Here is a 22,333-nt window from a genome sequence, read left to right as displayed (position 1 = left end):
CGCGAAGGACGAAGCCCCGCCCTCGGCCGCTGGCCGAGGGCGGGGCTGTTCAGCCGGGTCGGTCGTGCTCACTGCCTGACGGTGAAGTACTGCCAGGCGCCCCAGGTGCTGAGACTGGTCGTGTCCTTGGAGCTGTGGATGTACTCCGCGGCGATGCGGTACCTGTAGTTGACGGACTTGGTCAGGGACATCTTGTGGCGGCCGGCGCTGGTTGAGCTGAGCGTGGAGCAGGGGGTCGTCGTCTGCGTGTGCCAGGAGCCGCTGTAGTACCGCTGTACACGGAACTTCAGGCACTGGCCGGCCTTGTTGGGTGCGACGGTGACGTCGAGCTGCTCCTTGGCGGTGTGGTGGTACACCCGGTAGAGCGTGCTGCCGTAGTGCGTGTTCGTGTAGTAGCCGGAGAGCTTCTCCGAGACGCGCACGTGGGTCTGGACGCTTCGGGCGACGGTCTTCGGCGCGTACCGGTAGTCGCCGGCGAACACCGCGCTGAATGTGGTGTTGCGGGTGAGCTTGTACGACGCTGCCAGGTTGCCGTGGGAGTCCACCGTGCCCGACTTCACCAGGACCGATGAGCCGCCGTACGGCTTGGCGTAGATCGACACCGTCCGCTTGTTGTAGGTCGTGCCGAGATGGGTGGTGACCTTCGCGGTCTGGCCGTACGCATAGGTCGAGTGGTCACTGGTGATGGTCAGGGACGTCGAGGCCCGGGACACCTGGACGGTGGCGCTGCGGGTGCTCGGCCTGTGCGAGGTGTCGCCGGCGTAGGCCACCTTGTAGGTGTTGGCACCGCCGATCTGCGGGGTGTCCGTGAAGGTGAACGAACCGTTCGCGGCGACCTTCGCACTGGCGAGTGCGGTGCCGGACGGGTGCGCGAGGTCGGTCTTCGTCACCGTGACGACCCCGCCGCCGGCGAAGGGCGAGCCGGAGATCGTGCCGGACACGGTCAGCTTCGCGGTGCGGGAGGCCGTGGCCGGGGCCGTCAGCGTGGTCGAGGTGGCCACCTTGGACACCTGGACGAGGCTCGTGGTGCTCGCCGTCTCGTGGGTGTCGTCCCCCGCGTAGCTCGCGGCGTAGGTGTAGGTGCCCTCTGCCGACGGGGTGTCGCCGAAGGTGAAGGAACCGTCCGCCGCCGTCGTCACGTCGGGCAGTGATGTCCCGTTCCGCGTGATGTGCACGGTCTGGCCCGAGGCGAGCGCCGCGGACGAGGCCAGGGTGCCGTCGACGGTCAACGACCTGCCCGGGACACCCGTGCTCGGGGCGGTGAGCTGGAGTGAGGTCGTCGCCTTCGGGTCCGTCGCCGGGGGCGGCCCCTCGCTGACGACCAGGCCGCTCACCGTCTGGACGTCGGAGCTGCCGCCGGTGGCGCCGGAGAAGGCCAGGAGCGCGGTGGACGTCAGCGTCGGTGTCGCGTCCATCACCTGCGTCCCGTCGATCCAGACGTACACATGGCCGGCGGCCACCTGGACGTCGACCTGGTGCGTGCCCTGGCGCAGAGAGGTGCTGAGGACGGCGGTCGACCCGTAGTCGATCGCCGACGAGTCGGCCGAACTGCTGCCGACGCCTACGAAGTTCTGCGCCTTGAGCGTGTCGTTCCACCCGGTTGCGAACGCGATCACCGTGCCCGGTCGCCCCGCGATACCGAGGCCGTCACCGCTCCCGCCCAGTGCCGAGGCGGAGTTCTTCGCCGGGTCGAGCAGCGAGAGCGTCATGCCCTTCCCGCCGCTGCCGGGGCCGAACTTCGCGGTGAAGGTGGCCCGCAGACCCTCGGTGCGCAACGGCTCGGTGTAGACCGCCGTGCCCGCCTGATCGCTGGTGGCCGGGGTCAGCTGGACCCCGCCGCCGTCGGCCTGCACCGCCGAGCCGTTGGTCTGCCACTGCCCGTCGGCGGCCGAGGTGGTCGTGGCGGAGCCGGTACCGGTGCCCTTGACCGCCACGTACATGGCGCCCTGGGCGTTGCCGCTGTCGTCGGTCCCGGTCCCCGTGACCTCGTAGGAGGCGCTGAGATCCGCGGCCGTACGCGGAGTGAACGTCACGCTCTGCACCGCGGTCTGGTCGGGGCCGATGATCAGGCCCTCCGACAGCTGCACCGCGCTGTTGAAGTCACCCGTCGGCGCCTTGGCCTTGGTCACCGTCACCGGGATGTTGCCGGTGTTGGTGATGGTGAACGACAGCGACTTGGAGCTGCCGATCGGGACCTCGCCGAAGTCCAGTGAGCTCGTGGAGAACTCCAGGTGTCCCTGTCCGGTGATGGCGGTCGCGCTGACCGGCACGCTCAGGGTGTGGGTGGCGCCGCTGCCGCCGCTGCTGGTGACCACGAGCGCGTCGCTGTCGACCTGGTCGGCGGTCGGGGTGTAGGTGACCGAGAGCACGAACGAGCCGCCGGCCGGTACGACCGTCCCCTCGCTCGGCAGCCCCGAGGCGGAGAAGGCGCCGCCGGGCGAGTCGACCGAGTCGATGGTCTCCGGTTCGGTACCGGTGTTGGTGATCTGGAGGTTCAGCGTCGAGGTGCTGCCGGTGGGCACCTCGCCGAAGTCCAGGGCCGCGGGTGCCGCCCCGAGGCCGGGTCTGGTGCCGACGCCGTGAAGGGCGAAGACCAGTTTCTGCCCGTCCGAGAGATTCGCGGTCAGTGTGCCGTTGATGCCGCCGGTGGCGGTGGGGGTGAAGCTGATCGGGACGTCCAGGGTGGCGTCCGTCGTCAGTTCCGTGGGCTGGTCGGAGGTGGGTACGGCGGACGGGTCGACCGAGAACGTGCCGGAGGCCTTGAGTCCGGTGATGCTGACGTCCTGCGTGGCAGTCAGTTTCATCGTCGCGGAGCTGCTGTCGCCCACACCGACCTGGCCGAAGTCCAGCGAGGCCGCCGTGAGCGCGGTCCTGGCCGGGCTGCCGAAGCCGTAGAGCACACCGTCCCGGGTGCCGACGTACACCTTGCCGTTGTAGGCGGTCGGCGTGCTGAACTTGGTCGCGGTGCCGATCGGCGCGGACCACAGCAGCTGGAGCAGACCGTTGCTGTCGGGAGTGGGGCTGTAGGCGCGCAGGGTGCCGTCGGCTCCGGAGGCGTTGCTCGCGGAGGTCATCCACACCAGGGCGCTGGACTCGTCCGTGCCGTCGGAGGTGACCAGGGGAGAGCCGCTGGTGTAGCCGAAGGTGTCCCGGCTCTGGCCGGTGAGGGTGAGGGCGGGCGTACCGCCGTTGCGCACGCCGTACTTGAGCGCGCGCAGCGGACCCTGGTTGCCGACGACGTAGACGTAGCCGCCGTCGCCGCCCCAGAACGCGGGGTGCCCCCACATGCCCTGGTAGGGGCCGGACACGCTCACCGCGGCGTCGCCGCCCTGGGCGCCCTGGCCCATGCCGCCGAGGTCGTCGCGGTCGAGCAGGAAGATCCGCCCGTCCTTGCCCTGCTGGACCAGCAGGTGGGGGTGGTCGCTGGTGCCGAAGCCGTCCGGCAGCGCCATCGGGGCGCCCGAGGAGATGTCCTGGTCGTTGAGGTCCAGGGTGGAGGCGTCGCTCGGGCTGAAGAAGTCGGCCGTACTGAGGCTGTTGTCCGAGCCGACCTGGAGGCGTACGACGGACTCGGCCAGGGTTCCCTGGACGGTCTTGCCCGGCCCGGGTGCCGGGCTGATGCCGTTGCCGGTGCTGAAGAAGATCCGGCCGGACCCGTCGGAGACCAGTCCGCCGCCCGACTGCCAGATGCCGGCGCCGCCCGTGCTGGCACCGGTCACCGAGGCCCACATCGAGGTGATGCTGTGCTCGGTGGTGCTGACGCCGACCACGTAGCCGCGGTACGGCCAGGCGTCGCAGTGGGCGCCGAAGCCCGCGTAGACGACGCCGTCCATCAGCAGCAGGCCGGGGCGCTGCTGCTCGTAGTAGGCGTCGAAGCTGACGCTCGGGTCGTTGCTGGGGCTTCCCTGGATGGTGACCGGCCAGCCCGAGAGCTCGGCTCCGGAGCTCGGGTCCACCGCGTGCATCAGCCAGGTCGGGTGGCGGTGCGTGGAGGTTCCGTCGTCGACCTTGGTGGTGAAGTAGAGGGCCTTGGTGGCGGGGTCGTACACGGGGGTCGCGGTCGCGCCCACGTTGGGTGTCAGGTCGCCGCAGCCGATCGCCGAGGCCGGCCAGGACGCTCCGTAGTTCTTGCTCCACTCGATCGCGCCGGTGGTGCGGTCGAGGCCGTACACGGTGTTGCTCTCGGTGACCGCGATCACCTGGTCGCCCACGACCAGCGGCTGGGCGTATATCTGCCCGTCCAGTTTCGTCGCGAAGAGCTGGCCGAAGGCGGACGACTGGACGACCGCCGGAGAGAGTGCGGACTCGTCCTGGTCCCAGTTGGTGCGCAGGTTGTCGGCGCCCTGGGTGGTCTGGTCGGCCTGGGCCGCCACGAGGCCGATCGTCGTGCCGATCAGTGCCGCGACGGCCGCGGCCACCGTGGCGAAAACCCATCTGCGCCGCCGGTCGCGATGGCGGCCACCGCGTGCGGGCATGGAAAACCCGGGCAAATCTGGACCTCCCCCTACAGATCGCGCCCGGAGTGGTCACAGGCGCGACGCAAACGTGAAGACTGAGTGGTCGTTCTTACCATCAGTTGGCTTATTTGCGCACTGTTGGGGTGCGGGTTCATGGTGAGGCTGCCCGGGTCACGCTGTGCGCCGCGACTGCTACCCCTGTGGCGCGTGGGGAAACCCTGACTTCACAAAGTCGTTGCGTCGCACACGGAAAATCCGGTTATGATTTCGCGGCCTGGCTGAAAGTCAACTTTGGGGCAGCCGGGCTCAGGGTGGGTTCACAGGGCCGTCAAAGGTCCTGGGGGGGGTCATGAGTAGTGCACTGAGTCCTGCGGCGCGCGCTGAGCGTCCGCACCGGCGCAGACGCGAGTCCGAAAACCATGGGCTCTTGCCGCTGCCGCCGGACAACACCGAGAAGTACTCGTACACGCGCCGTCACCTGTGGGTGCTGACGCTGGGTTCGCTGATCAGCTTCGTCTGTCTCGCGGTCAGCCAGTTCCTGTTCACGGCGTCCAGCCCGTGGTTCTGGCTGACGATGCCGCTGCTCGCCTTCGTGGTCGCGGACTACCTGATCTCGCTGTACCTGGACGGGCTCAGCAAGGACTTCGACATCAAGGCGCACAAGCAGCTGGTACGGGACTGGCGGCCCGCCGTCTACCCGAGCGTGGACGTCTTCCTGCCGGTGTGCGGCGAGCCGCTGGAGGTTCTGCACAACACCTGGGTCAACGTGAACCGGCTCAAGGGCACCTACCGGGGCGTGGTCAAGGTGTACGTGCTGGACGACGCCGACGACCCCGAGGTCGGCGCCATGGCGCGGGATTTCGGCTTCCACTACGTGGTGCGGCCCAACCGCGGCTGGTTCAAGAAGGCCGGCAACCTCAACCATGCCTTCGGGATCACCGACGGTGACCACATCCTGATCCTCGACGCCGACTTCGCGCCACGCGCCGACCTGCTCGACGAACTGCTGCCGCACATGGACGCCGACGAGCGGACCGGGATCGTGCAGTCGCCGCAGTTCTTCCGGATCACCGACCGGCAGAACTGGATCGAGCGCGGCGCGGGAGCGGTGCAGGAGCAGTTCTACCGGTCCGTGCAGACCTCCCGTGAGGACAAGGACGGCTCGATCTGCGTCGGCTCGTGCGCGGTGTACCGGCGTGCGGCCCTCGCCGAGATCGGCGGCATCACGCTGATCGAGCACTCCGAGGACATGTACACCGGTTTCGACCTGCGGGCGCTGGGCTGGAAGCTGCGCTACGTGCCCGTCGCGCTGTCGGCCGGCGTGTGCCCGGACACCGCCGGTGCCTTCCACAACCAGCAGTACCGCTGGTGCATGGGCTCGCTCGAGCTGCTCACGAGCAAGCGGTTCTGGGAGATGGACCTGAGGTTCCAGACCCGCCTGTGCTACATCTCGGGTTTCCTCTACTACCTGCAGACCGCTCTGGCGACCTTCCTCACGCCGGTCATCCCGCTGTCGCTGATGATCCTGCGCCCCGACCTGCTGCGCGCCGAGGCGGCGATGTGGGTGCTGCCCAGCGTGGCGTACGTGACGCTGGTGCTGCCCTTCTGGCATCGCGCGCCGTACCGGCTGGAGGCCTGGGCGGTGCGGTTGATGTACGGCTGGTCGCATGTCTTCGCGGTGTGGGACGTGCTGCGCGGCCGTCCCATGGGCTGGAAGCCGACGGGATCGCAGGGCGCCAAGAAGAACGGCATGCGCCGCTGGTGGGTCGGCATGGTCGGGTGGACCGGCGGCACCGCGGTGCTGTGGGTGGTCGTCGCCGCCTGGCGGATGCTCACCGAGTACCCGCCGGACTTCGCCCTGATGCTCTCCGCAGGCCTCTTCTACGCGATCGTCGTCGGTCGCGCCCTCGTCCAGCCGCGCGCACGCGCAGTGCAGGAAGCGACCGCATGATCGTTCATCCACGCACCGCACGGATCCTTCGGCCCGTGCGGATGCTCGCCGCCGCGCTGCTCGCAAGCGCTCTCCTGGCGGGCTGCACCACGTTCTCCGAAAAGGGGCGCGACGAATACGACCGCGCCCAGGGCGACCAGCCGGGTGCCGACAGCTCCGCCGGGGCCTCCGCGTCGGCCAAGGCCGAGCCGCCGTACGACGTAAGGCCGCTGCTGCGGCCCGCGAAGAGGTACCTGGGTGTGGCCGCCGACGGCGCGCCCGCCAAGATGACCGGCGTCGCGGACTTCGCGAAGCGGGGCGGCAAGAAGCCCAACCTGATCGAGTTCTACTCGGCCTGGGGCGACCAGTACGAGACGCGGCTGGTACAGAAGTCCTGGGACTACGGTGCCCTGGCCTTCATCGCCTGGGAGCCCTTCGACGCCTCCCTCAAGGACATCGCCTCCGGCAGGGAGGATGCGTACATCCGCTCCTACGCGCAGTCCGTCAAGGCGCTGAACCTGCCGGTGGCGATCAGCTTCGCGCACGAGATGAACGGCGCCTGGTACCCCTGGGGCACCAAGAAGGCCACGGCTGCGCAGTTCACCGCCGCCTTCAAGCACATCCACGACCTCTTCGACGACGAGGGCGCCACCCAGGTCATCTGGGTGTGGAGCCCGAACGTCGTCAACCCGATGCCCAAGGTGAAGCTCAAGCCGTACTGGCCGGGCGACGACTACGTGGACTGGGTCGGTGTCATCGGCTACTACGCGGCCACCGGGCCGTCGACGTACAAGACGCTCTACGGGCCGACGATGAGCCAGGTCCGGTCCTTCACGAAGAAACCATTCATCATCGCGGAGACGGCGGCGCAGGCCGGTGAGCGCAAGCCCGCCGACATCGCGGACCTCTTCCACGGGACCGCGGAGCGCTCCGACGTCGTCGGGCTGGTCTGGTTCAACTTCGACAAGGAGACCGACTGGCGCATCAACAGCGGGCCGCTGTCCGAGCAGGCCTTCAGGAAACAGGCCGCGGACCCGAGCTTCGGATTCGATGTGACCAAGCCATGACCGACCGGCACACGCCCGTCTGGGCGGACGACCCCGGACTGCGGTACGACGCGCACGACCTGCCGTACGGACAGGACCAGCGGGTGCAGTGGCCCGGCGCGCACTCCCAGGACCCGTCGTGGTCGCACGAGCAGCAGTACGCCCACCAGATGCACCCCGGGGCGCAGCAGGGCGAGGTGACCGACACCGGCAGCTGGCGCTTCGACGGCCGTACCTCCGCGTACACCGACCAGCTGACCTACGACACCTTCGCGCCCTACGACCCGTACGCCACGTACACCGTGGCCGAGCCGGTGCCGGCCCCCGTGCCGGTGGCGCCCGAGCCCGAGCCGGAGGGGCCCGGCTACGTGCTGCCGCCCGTCCTGGAGTCCTCCTGGGCCGTGGACACCGGGCGCGGCCGGCTGCTCGGGCGGCTGGTGCTGCTGTGCGTCCTGCTCATCCAGGCCGGGCTGTCGCTGCGGCTGCGCGGCACCGCGTTCGAGGACGAGGCGCTGTACGTCCTCGCGGGCCACTACGAGATCGGCAACATCCTGCACGGCACCCCCGTGCCGGGCGACTTCGAGGGCTACTTCTCCGGCTATCCGAAGCTGTACCCGGTGCTCGCCGCGATGGTCGACAGCGTGGCCGGGCTCGCCGGGGTGCGCATCGTCAGCCTGGTGTTCATGCTCGGTGCGACGAGCCTGCTCTACGCGATGACCCGCCGGATGTTCGACGTCCGGGCGGCGATCGGCGCGGCCGCCCTCTTCTCGGTCGTCCAGTCCACCGTGTTCCTCGGCAACTTCGCCACCTTCGACGCGGCGGCGATCTTCTTCCTGGCGCTGTCCGCGTGGATCGTGGTGCGCACCGGCCGTGCGCCGGTCGTGGCGGTCGTGCTCGCGGCGCCCCCGGCGGTCCTCGCCTTCGCCACCAAGTACGCGGCGGGCCTGTACCTGCCCACCCTGGTGGTCCTGGCGGTGCTGACCGCCTACCGCCACCGCGGGCTGCGCGCGCTGGCGCGAGGAGTGCTGCTCGGCGGGGCGATGGGCGCCCTGCTGGGGGCCGGATACCTCTTCGCCGGATCGCTCGGCGGCATCAGCCAGACCACCACCAACCGTGCCAAGGGGGCCGACACCGCGGCGCTGCTCCTGCAGCACAGCGCCGAGTGGGGCGGGCTGATGTTCCTCACGGCGGTGGGCGGCTCCATCGCCTACGCGATCCGTCCGTACATGGGTGAGATGCCCTGGCTCGAGCAGGTGGGCCCCGGCCGGTTCCGCCGTGTCGCGCTCGGCGTGCTGCTCACCGGTACCGCCCTGCTCGCCCCGGCCTACCAGGTCCACCTGCAGACCGAGGTCTCGCTCTTCAAGCACGTGGGCTTCGGCCTGCTCTTCGCCGGACCGATGGCGGGCCTGGGCATCTCGCGCCTCGTCGGGCCGCACTTCCGGCACCCGCAGCTCGGGATCATGCTGTACGTCCTGACGCTCGTGTTCGGCATGGTGCAGTCGCAGCAGAACTACAGCTTCCCGGACTCCCGCGAGATGACGGCCGTCCTGCGCCCCATGGTCGACCGCAAGGGCACCTACCTGGCCGAGGAGCACGAGGTCCCCGCCTACTACTTGCGGGACGTCACCGGCTACGCGCAGTGGCAGGGCACGTTCGGCATGGACTACACGGACAAGAAGGGCAAGCGGTACTCGGGCCCCGAGGCCTACGGTGCCGCCGTCAAGGACGCGAAGTTCGACGTCATCGTGTTGCGCGGGACGGTCACGCCGGACGTCGACACCGCTGTGACGGACGCGCTGCGCGGCAACCCTCACTACCGCCTGGCCGCCGTCACGCGATTCACCACCAGCAAGGGCGACGGCGCATACCGGATCTGGGTGAAGAGATGAGTTTCGATGCCTTCGCCCGGCGCGACGAAGGGTACGCCGAGGGTCCCGGGGGGCACGATCCGTATCCGGGGCAGGAAGCACATCCGGGCCAGGACGCCTATGCCGGGCAGTGGGCGCATGCCGGTCAGGACGTCTACGCCGCTCCGGGACAGGGTGCCCCAGCGGGCCCCGGGGCCTACGCGGAATCCGGGCCCTACGCCGGGCCGGCACCGTACCCGGAAGCCGACCGGTATGCCGGTGCCGGGACAACCCCCGCGGCGGCGGCCGTCACCGAGCCGGAGGCTCCGGAGGCCGGTCCTCAGGCCGTCGAGGCCGAGCCCGGCCAGGAGGCGCCCGAGGACGCGAAGGGCGGGCGGCTCGCGGCTGCAGTTACGTTTCTGCTGCCCACCGTGCTGGCCTTCGCCCTGATCCTGCACGGGATCGGGGACCGCGAGCTGTGGCGGGACGAACACGCCACCTGGTGGGCGGCCGGCCTGTCGATCCACGACCTGAGCATGCTGATCCGCAGCATCGACGTGGTGTTCACCCCGTATTACGTGTTCATGCACGGCTGGATCCGGGTGGCCGGTGACTCCCCGACCGCGATGCGGGTCCCGGGCGCGGTGGCCATGGCGGCGTCGGCCGGTCTGCTCGCCCTGCTCGGCAGGCGGCTGTTCACGACGCAGGTGGGTGTCCTCGCGGGGCTGGTCCTGGCCGTCCTGCCGCTGACCACACGGTACGGGCAGGAAATCCGGCCGTACCCCTTCGCGGTCGCCGCGGTGCTCCTGTCGACGCTGCTGCTCGCGCGGGCGCTGGACCGGCCGTCGTTCAAGGTGTGGGTCGCCTACACGGTGTCGGTGCCGCTGATCGGCTGGAGCCATCTGGCCTCGCTCGCGGTGCTCGGCGCCCACCTGGTGTGGGTCGTACAGAAGCGGCGCGCGGGCGACAAGATCGTCAGCTGGGCCTACACCGCGGCGCTGATCCTCGGCATGTGCTTCGTCATGCCGATGGCCATGTCAGGCTCGGGGCAGAGCGGTCAGATCGCGTGGAACAACCCGGGGTTCCAGGACCTGGTGGACTTCCCCGAGAACCTCTTCGGTTCCTGGGCGGTGGCCGTGCCCGTGATGGCGCTCGGCCTGGTCGGTCTGTGTTTCGCGGGCCGGGCGGCGCTGCCCCTGGCGGTGTGGATCGTGCTGCCGCCGGTGGTGACCTACCTGACCGCGGCCCAGCTGCACCTCTTCCTGCCGCGCTATCTGCTGTTCACCGCGCCCGCCTGGGTGCTGCTCACGGCAGTCGGGGTGGGACGCCTGGCCGGTCCGGTGGCAGGGGTCAAGGCCGGCTCCGGCGGCGCGGTGCGTCGCGGCTTCGGCTGGGTGCTGGCGGTCGCCGCGGTCGCGGGACTCGTCTTCCAGTCGTTGCCGGGTATCCGCGAGGCTCATCACAACGCGCTGGGCGAGCCGGATTTCCGCGGTGCCGCGCGGATCGTCGAGGCCCAGCAGCGCAAGGGCGACGGCATCGTCTTCAGCGGCGTGCTGCAGGAACGCCGGGCCATGGCCTACGAACTGCGCGACGACGCCGGCCGGCCACGGGACGTGCTGATGTACCGCACTCCGCAGCAGCGGGGCTCGTACGACGCGGCCGAGTGTCCGCAGCCGGCGAGCTGCCTGGCGAAGAGCGAGCGGCTCTGGCTGGTGTCGACGACGCCTGACGGACAGCCGTTCAGCGGGATGCCGAAGACGACGGCGACCGTGATCCAGAAGGACTTCCGTGTCGTGAAGACCCGGAAGCTCGACTACCTCCAGCTGGTGCTCCTCGAAAGGACGCGAGCGGCGACGGACGGGACGTCCCGTGACGACGCCGCCAGGCGCAAGGTGCACGTCTGAGCTGGATTCACCGAACCACCGGAAGCATTTCTTCCGGCGGCTGCATTCACATTTGGGGAGGGAAAGAAATGACGTATGGACTGGGGGGTGCTCGCGTCACCGTGGTGATGCCCACCTACAACGAGGTGGCGAACCTGCCGCGGATGGCCGAGGCCGTGCTGTCGCTCGGGCTGCCCGGGCTCCACCTGAAGATCGTCGACGACTCCAGCCCGGACGGCACGGGGCGGATCGCCGAGGAACTGGCCGAGAAGTACAACTGGGACGGTCAGTACCGCATGAGCGTGCTGCACCGGACCGAGAAGGACGGGCTCGGGCGGGCGTACGTGGCGGGCATGAGCGCCGCACTGGACGAGGGCGCCGCGTACGTGGTCCAGATGGACGCGGACGGCAGCCACCCGGTGGAAGCGGTCCCACGCATGATCGGTACGGCGGTGGCGTCCGGGGTCGGACTGGTCGTCGGCAGCCGGTACGTCGAGGGCGGCTCGCTGGACGAGGAGTGGGGCAAGCACCGGGTCCTGCTGTCCCGGTTCGCCAACCGGTACGCCCGGACGGTGCTCGGCACGAAGATCCGGGACATCACCGCCGGCTTCAACCTGTGGTCGGCGGCCGCGCTGCGTGACGTGGACCTCGCGACCCTCGACAGCGCGGGCTACAGCTTCCAGGTCGAGCTGAAGTTCAAGGCCGTCCGTGCCGGGCACAGCGCCGTCGAGATCCCGATCCGTTTCGAGGAGCGCACCGAGGGCGTGTCCAAGATGAACCTCGCGACGCAGATCGAGTCGGCCGTGATGCCGGTACGGTTGCGGCTGCGCAACCGACGGGGCTGAACGAGACCGTGAGCGGACGGCATGCGCTTCCCTCGCGAGGGGGGAAGCTGTACCGGGAGATCGCGAAGTTCGGCATCGTGGGGGCCTCGGGGTTCGTGGTGAACCTCGCGGTCTTCAACCTGATCAGGGCCGCCGTCCACTGGCAGCCGGTGCGGGCGAGTGTCGTCGCGACGGCCTGCGCAGTGCTGGGCAACTACGTGGGCCTGCGCTACTTCGCCTACCGGGACCAGGACCGGGACGGCGGCGGTCGCAAGGAGCTGGGCCTCTTCCTCTTCTTCAGCGCGGTCGGCCTGGTCATCGAGAACGGGGTGCTCTACGCGACCACCTACGGGCTGGGCTGGCAGAGCACGCTCTCCTACAACGTGAGCAAGTTCCTCGGCATCGGCATCGCCACCCTGTTCCGCTTCTGGTCCTACCGCACGTGGGTCTTCGGGGCCGCCGAGGCCACCCCGCCGCACACGGTCGCGCGCGGCGGGCCCCAGGAAGCCGTGCTCCAGGCCACCTGGGAGCGGACCTGACCGGATGTGTCCGGAATCACTGTCCGGCGTCGGCCGCCGCCGACGCCTGGGCCTCGCCGCGGCGGTGGATCTGGCGGAAGGTGAACTCCGCCAGGTCGTCGCCGGCCTGGAAGACCTTGGTGTCCTTGGTGGTGACGTCCTTGCCGTTCAGGAAGCCGGCGGTGGTGAAGTACGCGTAGCGGCCGTACGAATTCGTCGTCGTGCGGCAGACGCCGGAGTCGCAGAAGGTCTTGACGCCGGAGCCGGCCAGGGCGGTCACGAAGCCCTTCTTGTCGGCGTCGGTCTTGGCCTTGCCCGCCTGCGCCTCGGTGTTGAAGACGGCCACGCCGACCGTCACCGCCACGCCGTCCTTGAAGTAGGTGACCCGCAGCAGGCGGGTGCAGCCGTCCTTGTCGAAGACGGCCGGGAGGCTGCCCTTGGCGGCCGTGGCGCACTTCTTCGTGTCGGACGTGGCGCCCTTCTTGTAGACCGTCTCGCCCATGGTCAGCTGGGTGCCCGGGAAGAGGGCCGCGGCGCTCAGCGGTGCCGTGTCCTTCTGCACGCTCGATATGAACTCCTCCGGGTCCAGCGGCGGCGGCGCGCTGGTCGGAGCGAAGGACGGCCCCGCGCCCGCCGTGTCGCTGGGCAGCGAGGCGCTGGCCGGCAGGTTGGTGGGCGTGCCGGAGGCCTTGTTGTCACCGTTGGCGGACACCACGGCCATCGCGACGGCGGTGCCGATCGCCAGCGTGGCGACCACGCCACCGCCGATGAACAGCACTCTGCGCCGCTTGTTCCGCGTCTCCGACGCCTCGGCCAGCGACGCCCAGTCCGGGGTCTGGCCGGTGCCGCTGCCCCAGGGCTGCTGAGACTGCGGTTTCCACGGATCCCACTGGGACTGAGGTCCCCCCTGCCCATAGCTCATGGGGCGCATCTTAGACGGGGGCCGGGGGGTGCCGGTGCGACTGTACGAACGGAGACCGGGGAGCTTCGGGGGACCTTTGGGGGCAGGACGGCGCATCCTGGTACGGCCGGGCGCCCAGGATTTCCGCCACGGTCGGCGACCGCTCGTCCCGATGTCCCCGGGAGCTCGTTTTGACCCTTCAGGGGCGACCCCGGTACGCTGGCTCTTCGTTGTGTATCGGCTCGCTCGTTCTCACGCGAGAGGCCCTTCACACAGGTTCCCTGGAGCAGTTACCAGTGGGCGGCATACGGGCAGCGTCCCCGGCATATTTGTCGTCCCCAGCTGCACGATCGCTTCAGTGATGCCATTTCCAGCGCCCATCCACTGAAGAAGAAGGCTGCGAAGTGCGTACGTACAGCCCCAAGCCCGGCGATGTGACTCGCCAGTGGCACGTCATCGACGCCCAGGACATCGTCCTGGGCCGTCTCGCCTCCACTGCGGCGTCCCTCCTGCGGGGCAAGCACAAGCCGATCTACGCCCCTCACGTCGACACCGGTGACTTCGTCATCATCATCAACGCCGACAAGGTGCACCTGTCCGGCAACAAGCGGACCCAGAAGATGGCGTACCGCCACTCCGGGTACCCGGGCGGTCTGCGTTCCGTCCGCTACGACGAGCTGCTGGACAAGAACCCCGAGAAGGCCATCGAGAAGGCCGTCAAGGGCATGCTCCCCAAGAACACCCTGGGCCGTCAGATGCTCAGCAAGCTGAAGGTCTACCGAGGCGAGAACCACCCGCACGCTGCGCAGCAGCCGGTTCCGTTCGAGATCACCCAGGTCGCGCAGTAGTTCCGGCCACCCCCTAAGACAGAAAAGAATCTGAGGAGCATCGTGGCCGAGACCACTGTTGAGCAGCCGGTCGAAGAGACCGAGACCGAGCTCGTCGACATCGACAGCTACACCACCGAGTCCGAGGTCCCCGTCGAGGGCGAGTACACCTCGGAGTCGCTGGCGTCCCGCTTCGGCGACCCGCAGCCGGCCGCCGGCCTGGGCCGTCGCAAGAACGCCATCGCCCGCGTCCGGATCGTCCCGGGCACCGGCAAGTGGAAGATCAACGGTCGCACCCTTGAGGACTACTTCCCCAACAAGGTGCACCAGCAGGAAGTCAACGAGCCCTTCAAGGTGCTCGAGCTCGAAGGCCGTTACGACGTCGTCGCCCGCATCGCCGGTGGCGGTGTCTCCGGTCAGGCCGGTGCGCTCCGTCTCGGTGTCGCCCGCGCGCTGAACGAGGCCGACGTCGACAACAACCGCGGCCCGCTCAAGAAGGCCGGCTTCCTCAAGCGCGACGACCGCGCGGTCGAGCGCAAGAAGGCCGGTCTGAAGAAGGCCCGCAAGGCCCCGCAGTACAGCAAGCGCTAATCACCAGCTGCCTGCACGTACTCCGAACGCCCCGGCGGCACGCCACATGTGCTGTCGGGGCGTTCGTTTATCCCGGTCAAGGGCGTATAACGACACAAGACGCTCAAAGGCTGGTGTGATCGCATGACTAAGCGCCTGCCATCATCATTTCCTGGCAGCAAGGACGCTTCTTCAGGAGGACAAGTGGGACGACTCTTCGGCACGGACGGCGTGCGCGGTGTCGCCAACGCGGACCTGACCGCCGAGATGGCGCTCGGGCTGTCCGTCGCGGCGGCGCACGTGCTGGCCGAGGCGGGCACGTTCGAGGGCCACCGGCCGACGGCGGTCGTCGGACGGGATCCGCGCGCGTCCGGGGAGTTCCTGGAGGCCGCCGTGGTCGCGGGCCTGGCCAGCGCGGGCGTCGACGTCCTGAGCGTGGGCGTCCTCCCGACGCCGGCCGTCGCCTTCCTGACCGGCGCGCTCGGCGCCGACCTCGGCGTCATGCTCTCCGCCAGCCACAACGCCATGCCCGACAACGGCATCAAGTTCCTCGCCCGCGGCGGGCACAAGCTCGACGACGAGCTGGAGGACAAGATCGAGGCCGTGTACGAGTCCCACCGGCACGGCGAGCCGTGGCAGCGGCCGACGGGCGCGGGCGTGGGCCGGGTGCGGTCGTACGACGAGGGCTTCGAGCAGTACGTCGGCCACCTCCTGTCGGTCCTGCCCAACCGGCTCGACGGACTGAAGATCGTCCTGGACGAGGCGCACGGCGCGGCCGCGGGGGTCTCGCCGGAGGCGTTCCGCCGGGCCGGCGCCGAGATCGTCACCATCGGCGCGGAGCCGGACGGGCTCAACATCAACGACGGCTGCGGGTCGACCCACCTCGGCAAGCTCAAGGCCGCGGTCGTCGAGCAGGGCGCGGACTTCGGCATCGCGCACGACGGGGACGCGGACCGGTGCCTGGCCGTCGACCACACCGGCGAGGAGGTGGACGGCGACCAGATCATGGCCGTACTCGCCCTCGCCATGCGGGAGCAGGGCACGCTGCGCGCCGACACCGTCGTCGCCACCGTCATGTCCAACCTCGGCTTCAAGCTGGCGCTGGAGCGGGAGGGGCTGCACCTCGTGCAGACCGCGGTCGGCGACCGGTACGTGCTGGAGGAGATGAAGGAGCACGGCTACGCCCTCGGCGGCGAGCAGTCCGGCCACGTCATCATCCTCGACCACGCGACGACCGGCGACGGCACGCTGACCGGGCTGCTGCTGGCGGCGCGGGTCGCCGGGACCGGGCGGTCGCTGCGGGAGCTGGCGGGCGTCATGGAGCGGCTGCCGCAGGTGCTGATCAATGTGCCGGACGTCGACAAGTCGCGGGTGCGGACGTCGGGGGACCTGGCGGCGGCGGTCGCGGAGGCGGAACGGGAGCTCGGGGAGACCGGGCGGGTGCTGCTGCGTCCTTCGGGCACGGAGCCGTTGGTGCGGGTGATGGTCGAGGCGGCCGACATCGAGCAGGCCCGGTCGGTGGCGGGGCGGCTGGCCGACGCGGTGAAGTCGGCGCTGGGTTGAGCCTCAAGGCGTAGCAAAAAGTGCGCGCCCGATCACTGACTGTTTCTCTTGCGTCGAGGCCGCTCTGTGCGGCGCCCTCTCGACGGAAGAGAACACAGCATGAAGATCGTGAGCACCATCCTCAAGCGAGCGGCCGGTCCGGTTCTGGTGGCGGGCCTCGTCGTCACCTCGTCGGCCACCATGGCCGTCGCCGCCCCGCCACCGGGCTCGACGGCGTTCCGTATCCTCGGCGGCCTGGTCGTACTCCAGGCGCGTAGCGGAGTGAACAACGTGGTCACGGCCAGCACTTCCACCGGCCGGCTGATCCTCACGGACGCCACGGGCATCGCGATCGGCCCGGGCTGCACCCGGGTGGACGCCAACACGGCGGACTGCGGCATCGCCGCCACGGTCACCCGGCTCGCGGTGCAGCTGGGCGACGGGAACGACAGCTTCGACGGTTCCACCGCCAATGTCAGCACCACCGCCGATGCCGGTACGGGCACCGACAGCGTGAAGACCAACGGCCGCAGCGACACGGTCAGCGTGGAGGACAACACCGGCGGTGACACGGTCGACTGCGGCGCCGGCACGGACACGGTGTTCGCCGACCCCGGCGACACCATCACGAACTGCGAGCGGCAGTTCTAGGAACCGCCGGCCTTCGCCGTGCGCTCACGCCGGCTGGCCCAGAACCACTTCTGGGCCAGCAGCGTCAGCGCTCCCGCCAGCACGATCCCCAACAGGTTCAGCAGCAGTTGTTCCGACGAACCCCACGCCTGGCGGTACTCCGTGAAGGCGAAGGCCACGGCCGCGTTCGCGGCTGCCGGGACCGTCGTCACCGAGATGGCGACGCCCACCAGGGCGCCGGACTTCGCCGAGGTCAGGGAGAGTATGCCGGCGATGCCGGCCAGGACCGCGACGACGAACGAGAAGGCGTCGGGGCGGTAGATGAAGTTGGTGTTCGGGCGTGCTGCCTCCAACTGCACCTTCGTGAACAGGTTCAGGCCGTCCATGAGGTAGGTGAAGCCGACCGTCACCAGCATCGCCACCGCGAAGCCGACCAGCAGCGCGACGACGGAGCGCACCGCCAGGCGGGGCCGGCGCCGGACCAGCGCCGTGCAGACGCCGGCCAGCGGGCCGAACTCCGGGCCCACCGCCATCGCCCCCACGATCAGGATCGCGTTGTCCAGGACGACACCGCAGGCCGCGATCATCGTGGCCAGGGTGATGAAGGCGACGTAGGTGACCGACAGCGTCGACTCCTCGTGGGTCGCCTCGGTCAGCCCCTCCCACAGCACCGCGTCGGCGCCCTCGCCCGGGGCCTCCGCCTCGGCCTCGTCGGCCCGGCGGGACAGGCTCAGGCCGATCTCCTCGACGGCGATCGAGCCGGTGCGGTCGAGGTCCAACCCCCGCAGCCCGCGGATGAGTTCGTCACCCGCCTCGCGGGCCACGTCGCACATCACGACGTCCCCGGCCGGGTCGCGGGCGGCGCCCGGCAGCACGACCAGGTGCGTGGTGCCCACGGTCGTCTCGATCAGACGGACCGCGTCGTCCGTCCGGTCGGCCGGGGTGATCAGGCGCAGATGCAGCATGACGCCTTTCTAACAGGCCGCTCTAGAGCTTGCGGAGCCGTAGCCGCTGCACCTTGTGGTCGGGGCCCTTGCGGACGACCAGGGTGGCGCGGCCGCGGGTGGGGGCGATGTTCTCCACCAGGTTGGGCTTGTTGATGGTCCGCCAGAGGCCGCGGGCGTAGTCGACGGCCTCCTCCTCGGACACCTGGGTGTACTTCCTGAAGTACGAGTCCGGGTTCTGGAAGGCGGTCTGGCGGAGCTTCCGGAAGCGGTTGAGGTACCAGCGCTCGATGTCCTCCGCGTTCGCGTCGACGTACACGCTGAAGTCGAAGTAGTCGGCCAGGCCGACGCGGGTACGGCCGTCCTGGCCGGGGAGGGCGGGCTGCAGGACGTTGAGGCCCTCGACGATGAGGATGTCCGGCCGGCGGACCGTGAGCTTGCGTTCCGGGACGATGTCGTAGATGAGGTGGGAGTAGACGGGCGCGGTGACCTCGTCCTTGCCGGCCTTGATGTCGGCGACGAAGCGGGTCAGGGCCCGGCGGTCGTACGACTCGGGGAAGCCCTTGCGCAACATCAGGCCGCGGGCTTCGAGCTCCCTGGTCGGGAGCAGGAAGCCGTCCGTCGTCACCAGCTCGACGCGCGGGTGCTCGGGCCAGCGGGAGAGCAGGGCCTGCAGCAGCCGGGAGACGGTCGACTTGCCGCAGGCCACGGAGCCGGCGACGCCTATCACGAACGGGGTGCCGGACTGGGAGCCCTGTTCGCCGAGGAAGGTGTTCAGGGCGCCTCTGAGGCCGTCGGTGGCACCGACGTAGAGGTTGAGCAGTCGCGACAGCGGGAGGTAGACGTCCCGCACCTCGTCGAGGTCGATGACGTCGCCGAGACCGCGCAGCTTCTCGACCTCCTCGGCGGTGAGCGGCAGCGGCGTCTTGTCGCGCAGCGCGCTCCACTCGGAGCGGGTGAGGTCGACGTAGGGAGTCGCCTCCGGCCTGTGCCGGTGGGCGCTCCGGGGCATCGGGGAGACCGGAGAGATCACATTCCATTGTTAACGGAGTTTGAACGGGGCGGGGGGTGGGGTCGGTCACGTGGGGTTCTGATCACGTGAAGTCGGCATACGCGAGGTGGATGCCACAGGCCCGGCACCGGAAGAGGTAGGCGGTGGGCGAGCCGTCCTTGTCGAGCGAGTCCAGCAGGCCGTCGGCCTGACCGGCCGGCCACTCCCGGCGCAGGTGCTCGACCGCGCTCGGATACGCCGCGAGCTCCCGGGCCCCGACGCGGCCGAGAAAGGCGGCGCCGTCGCCGCAGTGCGTCAGCCAGTACGGGGACTGCCAGGCGGCGAACCCCGGAGTGCGCTCCAGGATGGCCCCTACGACCTCCCGGGGCACGTCCCCGTCGACGGTGTCGGTGAAGGAGGCGCCGTGGCGTTCGGCGGCGGTGCCGAAGGCGATGCAGTACGGGCAGATGCCGGTGCCGGGGCCGTCCGCCGCGTAGACGGGTCCCGTGCAGATCCACCCGCGCTGCTGCCCGCAGCACCCGCACGCCTCGTCGGAGGCGGTCACGGAGCCGGTGGCGACCGGGCTCGGGTGGTACGGGAAGTCCGGGAGGATCGGCCGCAGGGGTTCTTCCGGCTGCGGGGCGACGATCCCCGCGACCGTCCGGCCGGTCAGGGCGGCGGACGGCACCACGATCGCGTCCGCGCGCAGGGGCTCCGGCAGGTGCCCGCGGTCGGTCTCGTCTCCGGCGATCGCCGGACCGTCCTGAGGCAGCATCACCGCGTCCGTGCGACGGACGAGTTCGGCCATGCGGTCCAGGACGGCGCCGGTGGAGAAGCGGTTGAAGCTGAGCCCCGTCGAGTCGCCGTAGACCTCCGAGCCGCCGCCGTCGCCGGCTTCGAGGTCCCAGGACTCCGGCAGCCCGGAGGCGGGCATGCCACCGACCGTGACGGGGCCGAGCACGTCGCGTATCACGGTCTCGTCCATCGGCACCGGCTCTCCGTCGACGAACCGGCCCACGTACAGGCTGTAACTCACGTGGCCTCCTGCCCTCTGCCTTGAGCCGGGAACCGAAGCTACCTTCCCGGCGGAGCGAACGGATCACGGTACGCAGGGCCGGGATAATTTCCGATTCCGGGCACGCTGAGCCGTGTTCGGGTGGGGGTCGGCACTTAGGCTGCCGCTCATGTGCGGAATCGTGGGATACGTGGGGGCGCAGTCGGCGCTCGATGTGGTGGTCGCCGGGCTCAAGCGGCTGGAGTACCGGGGGTACGACTCGGCGGGTGTCGCGGTGCTCGCGGACGGCGGGCTGGCCTCGGCGAAGAAGGCCGGGAAGCTGGTCAACCTGGAGAAGGAGCTGACGGAGCGGCCGCTGCCGGCCGGTGCCACCGGCATCGGGCACACCCGGTGGGCCACGCACGGCGGGCCGACGGACGCCAACGCGCACCCGCACCTCGACAACGCGGGCCGGGTCGCCGTCGTCCACAACGGGATCATCGAGAACTTCGCCGCGCTGCGCGGGGAGTTGGCCGGGCGCGGGCACGACCTCACGTCCGAGACGGACACCGAGGTGGTCGCGCACCTGCTCGCCGAGGAGTTCTCCGGCACCGCCGACCTCGCCGAGGCGATGCGGCTGGTGTGCCGGCGGCTGGAGGGTGCGTTCACGCTGGTCGCGGTGCACGCCGACGACCCGGACGTGGTGGTCGGCGCACGCCGGAACTCCCCGCTCGTGGTGGGCGTCGGAGAGGGCGAGGCCTTTCTCGCCTCGGACGTCGCCGCGTTCATCGCCCACACGCGGTCGGCGATCGAGCTGGGCCAGGACCAGGTGGTGGAGCTGCGCCGGGACGGCGTGACGGTGACGGGCTTCGACGGCGCTCCGGCGGACGTCCGCTCGTACCACGTCGACTGGGACGCGTCGGCGGCCGAAAAGGGGGGTTACGACTACTTCATGCTCAAGGAGATCGCCGAGCAGCCCAAGGCGGTCGCCGACACCCTGCTCGGCCGTATCGACGCGGGCGGCTCGCTGACCCTGGACGAGGTCCGGATCTCCGCCGCCGAGCTGCGTGAGATCGACAAGGTCGTCATCGTCGCGTGCGGTACGGCCTTCCACGCCGGCCTGATCGCCAAGTACGCCATCGAGCACTGGACGCGCATCCCGTGCGAGGTGGAGCTGGCCAGCGAGTTCCGGTACCGGGACCCGATCCTGGACTCGCGCAGCCTCGTCATCGCCATCTCCCAGTCCGGCGAGACCATGGACACGCTGATGGCGCTGCGGCACGCGCGGGAGCAGGGCTCCAAGGTCCTCGCGATCTGCAACACCAACGGCTCCACGATCCCGCGCGAGTCGGACGCGGTGCTGTACACCCACGCCGGACCGGAGGTCGCGGTCGCCTCGACCAAGGCGTTCCTCACCCAGCTGGTGGCCTGCTACCTGGTGGCGCTGTACCTCGGCCAGGTGCGGGGCACCAAGTGGGGCGACGAGATCAGCGCCGTGATCCGGGACCTCTCGCACATCTCCGGCGAGGTCGAGCGGGTCCTGGAGACCATGGAGCCGGTACGGGCGCTGGCGCGGACGCTGGCGGACAAGAAGACCGTGCTGTTCCTCGGCCGGCACGTCGGCTACCCGGTCGCCCTCGAAGGTGCCCTGAAGCTCAAGGAGCTGGCGTACATGCACGCCGAGGGCTTCGCGGCGGGCGAGCTGAAGCACGGGCCGATCGCGCTGATCGAGGCGGACCTGCCGGTGGTGGTCGTCGTCCCGTCCCCGCGCGGCCGCTCGGTGCTCCACGACAAGATCGTGTCCAACATCCAGGAGATCCGGGCCCGCGGCGCCCGCACCATCGTGATCGCGGAGGAGGGCGACGAGGCGGTCGTACCGTACGCCGACCACCTGATCCGGATCCCCGCCACCCCGACCCTGCTCCAGCCGCTGGTCGCCACGGTCCCGCTCCAGGTCTTCGCCTGCGAGCTGGCCACCGCCCGGGGCAACGAGGTGGACCAGCCGAGGAATCTCGCCAAGTCGGTCACCGTGGAGTGACCTTAGGGTGCAGACCATGAGCATCATCGGGGTAGGCATCGACGTCGCCGAGATCGACCGGTTCCGGGAGTCGCTGGAGCGGACTCCCGGGCTGGCCGGCCGGCTCTTCGTCGAGCGGGAGCTGTACCTGGCGAGCGGGGAGCGGCGCGGTGTCGCCTCGCTCGCGGCGCGGTTCGCGGCCAAGGAGGCGCTGGCCAAGGCGCTCGGCGCGCCGCCGGGGCTGCTCTGGACGGACGCGGAGGTCGTCGTCGAGGACAACGGACGGCCGCGGCTGCAGGTGCAGGGCAGCGTGGCCGCCTGCGCGGCGGAACTCGGGGTGCGGTCGTGGCATGTGTCGCTCAGTCACGACGCCGGGGTGGCGTCGGCGGTGGTGATCGCCGAGGGGTGACCC

At 70.0% G+C, this 22,333-nt stretch carries 17 protein-coding genes; 12 read left to right on the top strand and 5 right to left on the bottom strand.

Annotated features, from left to right (window positions below):
* Positions 1–68 precede the first annotated feature (68 nt).
* Positions 69–4,475, bottom strand: a complete 4,407-nt coding sequence (locus tag ACIQVL_RS14095; protein ID WP_403475423.1) for a choice-of-anchor D domain-containing protein — start codon at positions 4,473–4,475, stop codon at positions 69–71.
* Positions 4,476–4,806: 331 nt separating this feature from the next.
* Here ACIQVL_RS14095 and ACIQVL_RS14090 point away from each other — a divergent pair, with 331 nt between their 5' ends.
* From ACIQVL_RS14090 to ACIQVL_RS14065, 6 genes are all read left to right on the top strand, one after another.
* Positions 4,807–6,408: a glycosyltransferase family 2 protein gene (locus ACIQVL_RS14090; RefSeq protein WP_403434035.1), complete on the top strand. Its 1,602-nt coding sequence runs from the start codon at positions 4,807–4,809 to the stop codon at positions 6,406–6,408.
* Entirely contained in the window at positions 6,408–7,454 is a 1,047-nt protein-coding gene (locus ACIQVL_RS14085; protein ID WP_403434244.1) for a glycoside hydrolase family 26 protein, read from the top strand. The genes ACIQVL_RS14090 and ACIQVL_RS14085 overlap by 1 nt, the downstream gene beginning before the upstream one ends.
* Positions 7,451–9,322: an ArnT family glycosyltransferase gene (locus ACIQVL_RS14080; protein ID WP_403475422.1), complete on the top strand. Its 1,872-nt coding sequence runs from the start codon at positions 7,451–7,453 to the stop codon at positions 9,320–9,322. The genes ACIQVL_RS14085 and ACIQVL_RS14080 overlap by 4 nt, the downstream gene beginning before the upstream one ends.
* A complete protein-coding gene (locus ACIQVL_RS14075; RefSeq protein WP_403475421.1) occupies positions 9,319–11,184 on the top strand; it encodes a glycosyltransferase family 39 protein in 1,866 nt (621 codons plus the stop codon). The genes ACIQVL_RS14080 and ACIQVL_RS14075 overlap by 4 nt, the downstream gene beginning before the upstream one ends.
* 68 nt (positions 11,185–11,252) lie before the next feature.
* Positions 11,253–12,008, top strand: a complete 756-nt coding sequence (locus ACIQVL_RS14070; protein WP_403434043.1) for a polyprenol monophosphomannose synthase — start codon at positions 11,253–11,255, stop codon at positions 12,006–12,008.
* Positions 12,009–12,016: 8 nt separating this feature from the next.
* Positions 12,017–12,526 (top strand): GtrA family protein, encoded by a 510-nt coding sequence (locus ACIQVL_RS14065; RefSeq protein ID WP_403475420.1) that lies wholly within the window; start codon positions 12,017–12,019, stop codon positions 12,524–12,526.
* A gap of 16 nt (positions 12,527–12,542) precedes the next feature.
* Here the strand turns inward: ACIQVL_RS14065 and ACIQVL_RS14060 are convergent, their stop codons facing one another.
* Positions 12,543–13,427, bottom strand: a complete 885-nt coding sequence (locus ACIQVL_RS14060; RefSeq protein ID WP_403475419.1) for a hypothetical protein — start codon at positions 13,425–13,427, stop codon at positions 12,543–12,545.
* 383 nt (positions 13,428–13,810) lie between these two features.
* Here ACIQVL_RS14060 and rplM point away from each other — a divergent pair, with 383 nt between their 5' ends.
* The 4 genes from rplM (at position 13,811) to ACIQVL_RS14040 (ending at position 16,996) form a co-directional block, all read left to right on the top strand.
* Positions 13,811–14,254: a 50S ribosomal protein L13 gene (gene rplM, locus ACIQVL_RS14055; protein ID WP_403434050.1), complete on the top strand. Its 444-nt coding sequence runs from the start codon at positions 13,811–13,813 to the stop codon at positions 14,252–14,254.
* A 42-nt stretch (positions 14,255–14,296) separates the two neighbouring features.
* Positions 14,297–14,824, top strand: coding sequence for a 30S ribosomal protein S9 (rpsI, locus tag ACIQVL_RS14050; RefSeq protein ID WP_046730620.1), 528 nt, complete (start codon positions 14,297–14,299; stop codon positions 14,822–14,824).
* Positions 14,825–15,007: 183 nt separating this feature from the next.
* Positions 15,008–16,366: a phosphoglucosamine mutase gene (glmM, locus tag ACIQVL_RS14045; protein WP_403434052.1), complete on the top strand. Its 1,359-nt coding sequence runs from the start codon at positions 15,008–15,010 to the stop codon at positions 16,364–16,366.
* A 108-nt stretch (positions 16,367–16,474) separates the two neighbouring features.
* A complete protein-coding gene (locus ACIQVL_RS14040) occupies positions 16,475–16,996 on the top strand; it encodes a hypothetical protein (RefSeq protein WP_403475418.1) in 522 nt (173 codons plus the stop codon).
* Here ACIQVL_RS14040 and ACIQVL_RS14035 read toward each other — a convergent pair.
* The 3 genes from ACIQVL_RS14035 to ACIQVL_RS14025 form a co-directional block, all read right to left on the bottom strand.
* Positions 16,993–17,940: a DUF389 domain-containing protein gene (locus ACIQVL_RS14035; protein WP_403434057.1), complete on the bottom strand. Its 948-nt coding sequence runs from the start codon at positions 17,938–17,940 to the stop codon at positions 16,993–16,995. The genes ACIQVL_RS14040 and ACIQVL_RS14035 overlap by 4 nt on opposite strands.
* A gap of 22 nt (positions 17,941–17,962) precedes the next feature.
* Entirely contained in the window at positions 17,963–18,931 is a 969-nt protein-coding gene (coaA, locus tag ACIQVL_RS14030) for a type I pantothenate kinase (RefSeq protein WP_403434059.1), read from the bottom strand.
* 82 nt (positions 18,932–19,013) lie between these two features.
* Entirely contained in the window at positions 19,014–19,946 is a 933-nt protein-coding gene (locus tag ACIQVL_RS14025) for a CbrC family protein (protein ID WP_403475417.1), read from the bottom strand.
* Between the two features lie 148 nt (positions 19,947–20,094).
* Here ACIQVL_RS14025 and glmS point away from each other — a divergent pair, with 148 nt between their 5' ends.
* Both glmS and ACIQVL_RS14015 read left to right on the top strand, forming a co-directional pair.
* Positions 20,095–21,942, top strand: coding sequence for a glutamine--fructose-6-phosphate transaminase (isomerizing) (glmS, locus tag ACIQVL_RS14020; protein WP_403434063.1), 1,848 nt, complete (start codon positions 20,095–20,097; stop codon positions 21,940–21,942).
* A gap of 16 nt (positions 21,943–21,958) precedes the next feature.
* Complete coding sequence (locus ACIQVL_RS14015) at positions 21,959–22,330, top strand: holo-ACP synthase (protein WP_403434065.1); 372 nt, start codon at positions 21,959–21,961, stop codon at positions 22,328–22,330.
* Positions 22,331–22,333: the final 3 nt, after the last annotated feature.

The organism is Streptomyces sp. NPDC090499, assembly GCF_044769305.1.
Classification (GTDB): Bacteria; Actinomycetota; Actinomycetes; order Streptomycetales; family Streptomycetaceae; genus Streptomyces.
This window is presented reverse-complemented; position numbering and strand designations above follow the sequence as displayed.

What these genes read in the sequence shown, in the direction of transcription:
- coaA (WP_403434059.1), bottom strand. Translation starts at nt 18,931, where the DNA reads ATGCCCCGGAGCGCCCACCGGCACAGGCCGGAGGCGACTCCCTACGTC.
- ACIQVL_RS14080 (WP_403475422.1), top strand. Translation starts at nt 7,451, where the DNA reads ATGACCGACCGGCACACGCCCGTCTGGGCGGACGACCCCGGACTGCGG.
- ACIQVL_RS14095 (WP_403475423.1), bottom strand. Translation starts at nt 4,475, where the DNA reads ATGCCCGCACGCGGTGGCCGCCATCGCGACCGGCGGCGCAGATGGGTT.
- ACIQVL_RS14015 (WP_403434065.1), top strand. Translation starts at nt 21,959, where the DNA reads ATGAGCATCATCGGGGTAGGCATCGACGTCGCCGAGATCGACCGGTTC.
- ACIQVL_RS14035 (WP_403434057.1), bottom strand. Translation starts at nt 17,940, where the DNA reads ATGCTGCATCTGCGCCTGATCACCCCGGCCGACCGGACGGACGACGCG.
- glmS (WP_403434063.1), top strand. Translation starts at nt 20,095, where the DNA reads ATGTGCGGAATCGTGGGATACGTGGGGGCGCAGTCGGCGCTCGATGTG.
- ACIQVL_RS14075 (WP_403475421.1), top strand. Translation starts at nt 9,319, where the DNA reads ATGAGTTTCGATGCCTTCGCCCGGCGCGACGAAGGGTACGCCGAGGGT.
- ACIQVL_RS14060 (WP_403475419.1), bottom strand. Translation starts at nt 13,427, where the DNA reads ATGAGCTATGGGCAGGGGGGACCTCAGTCCCAGTGGGATCCGTGGAAA.
- ACIQVL_RS14090 (WP_403434035.1), top strand. Translation starts at nt 4,807, where the DNA reads ATGAGTAGTGCACTGAGTCCTGCGGCGCGCGCTGAGCGTCCGCACCGG.
- ACIQVL_RS14070 (WP_403434043.1), top strand. Translation starts at nt 11,253, where the DNA reads ATGACGTATGGACTGGGGGGTGCTCGCGTCACCGTGGTGATGCCCACC.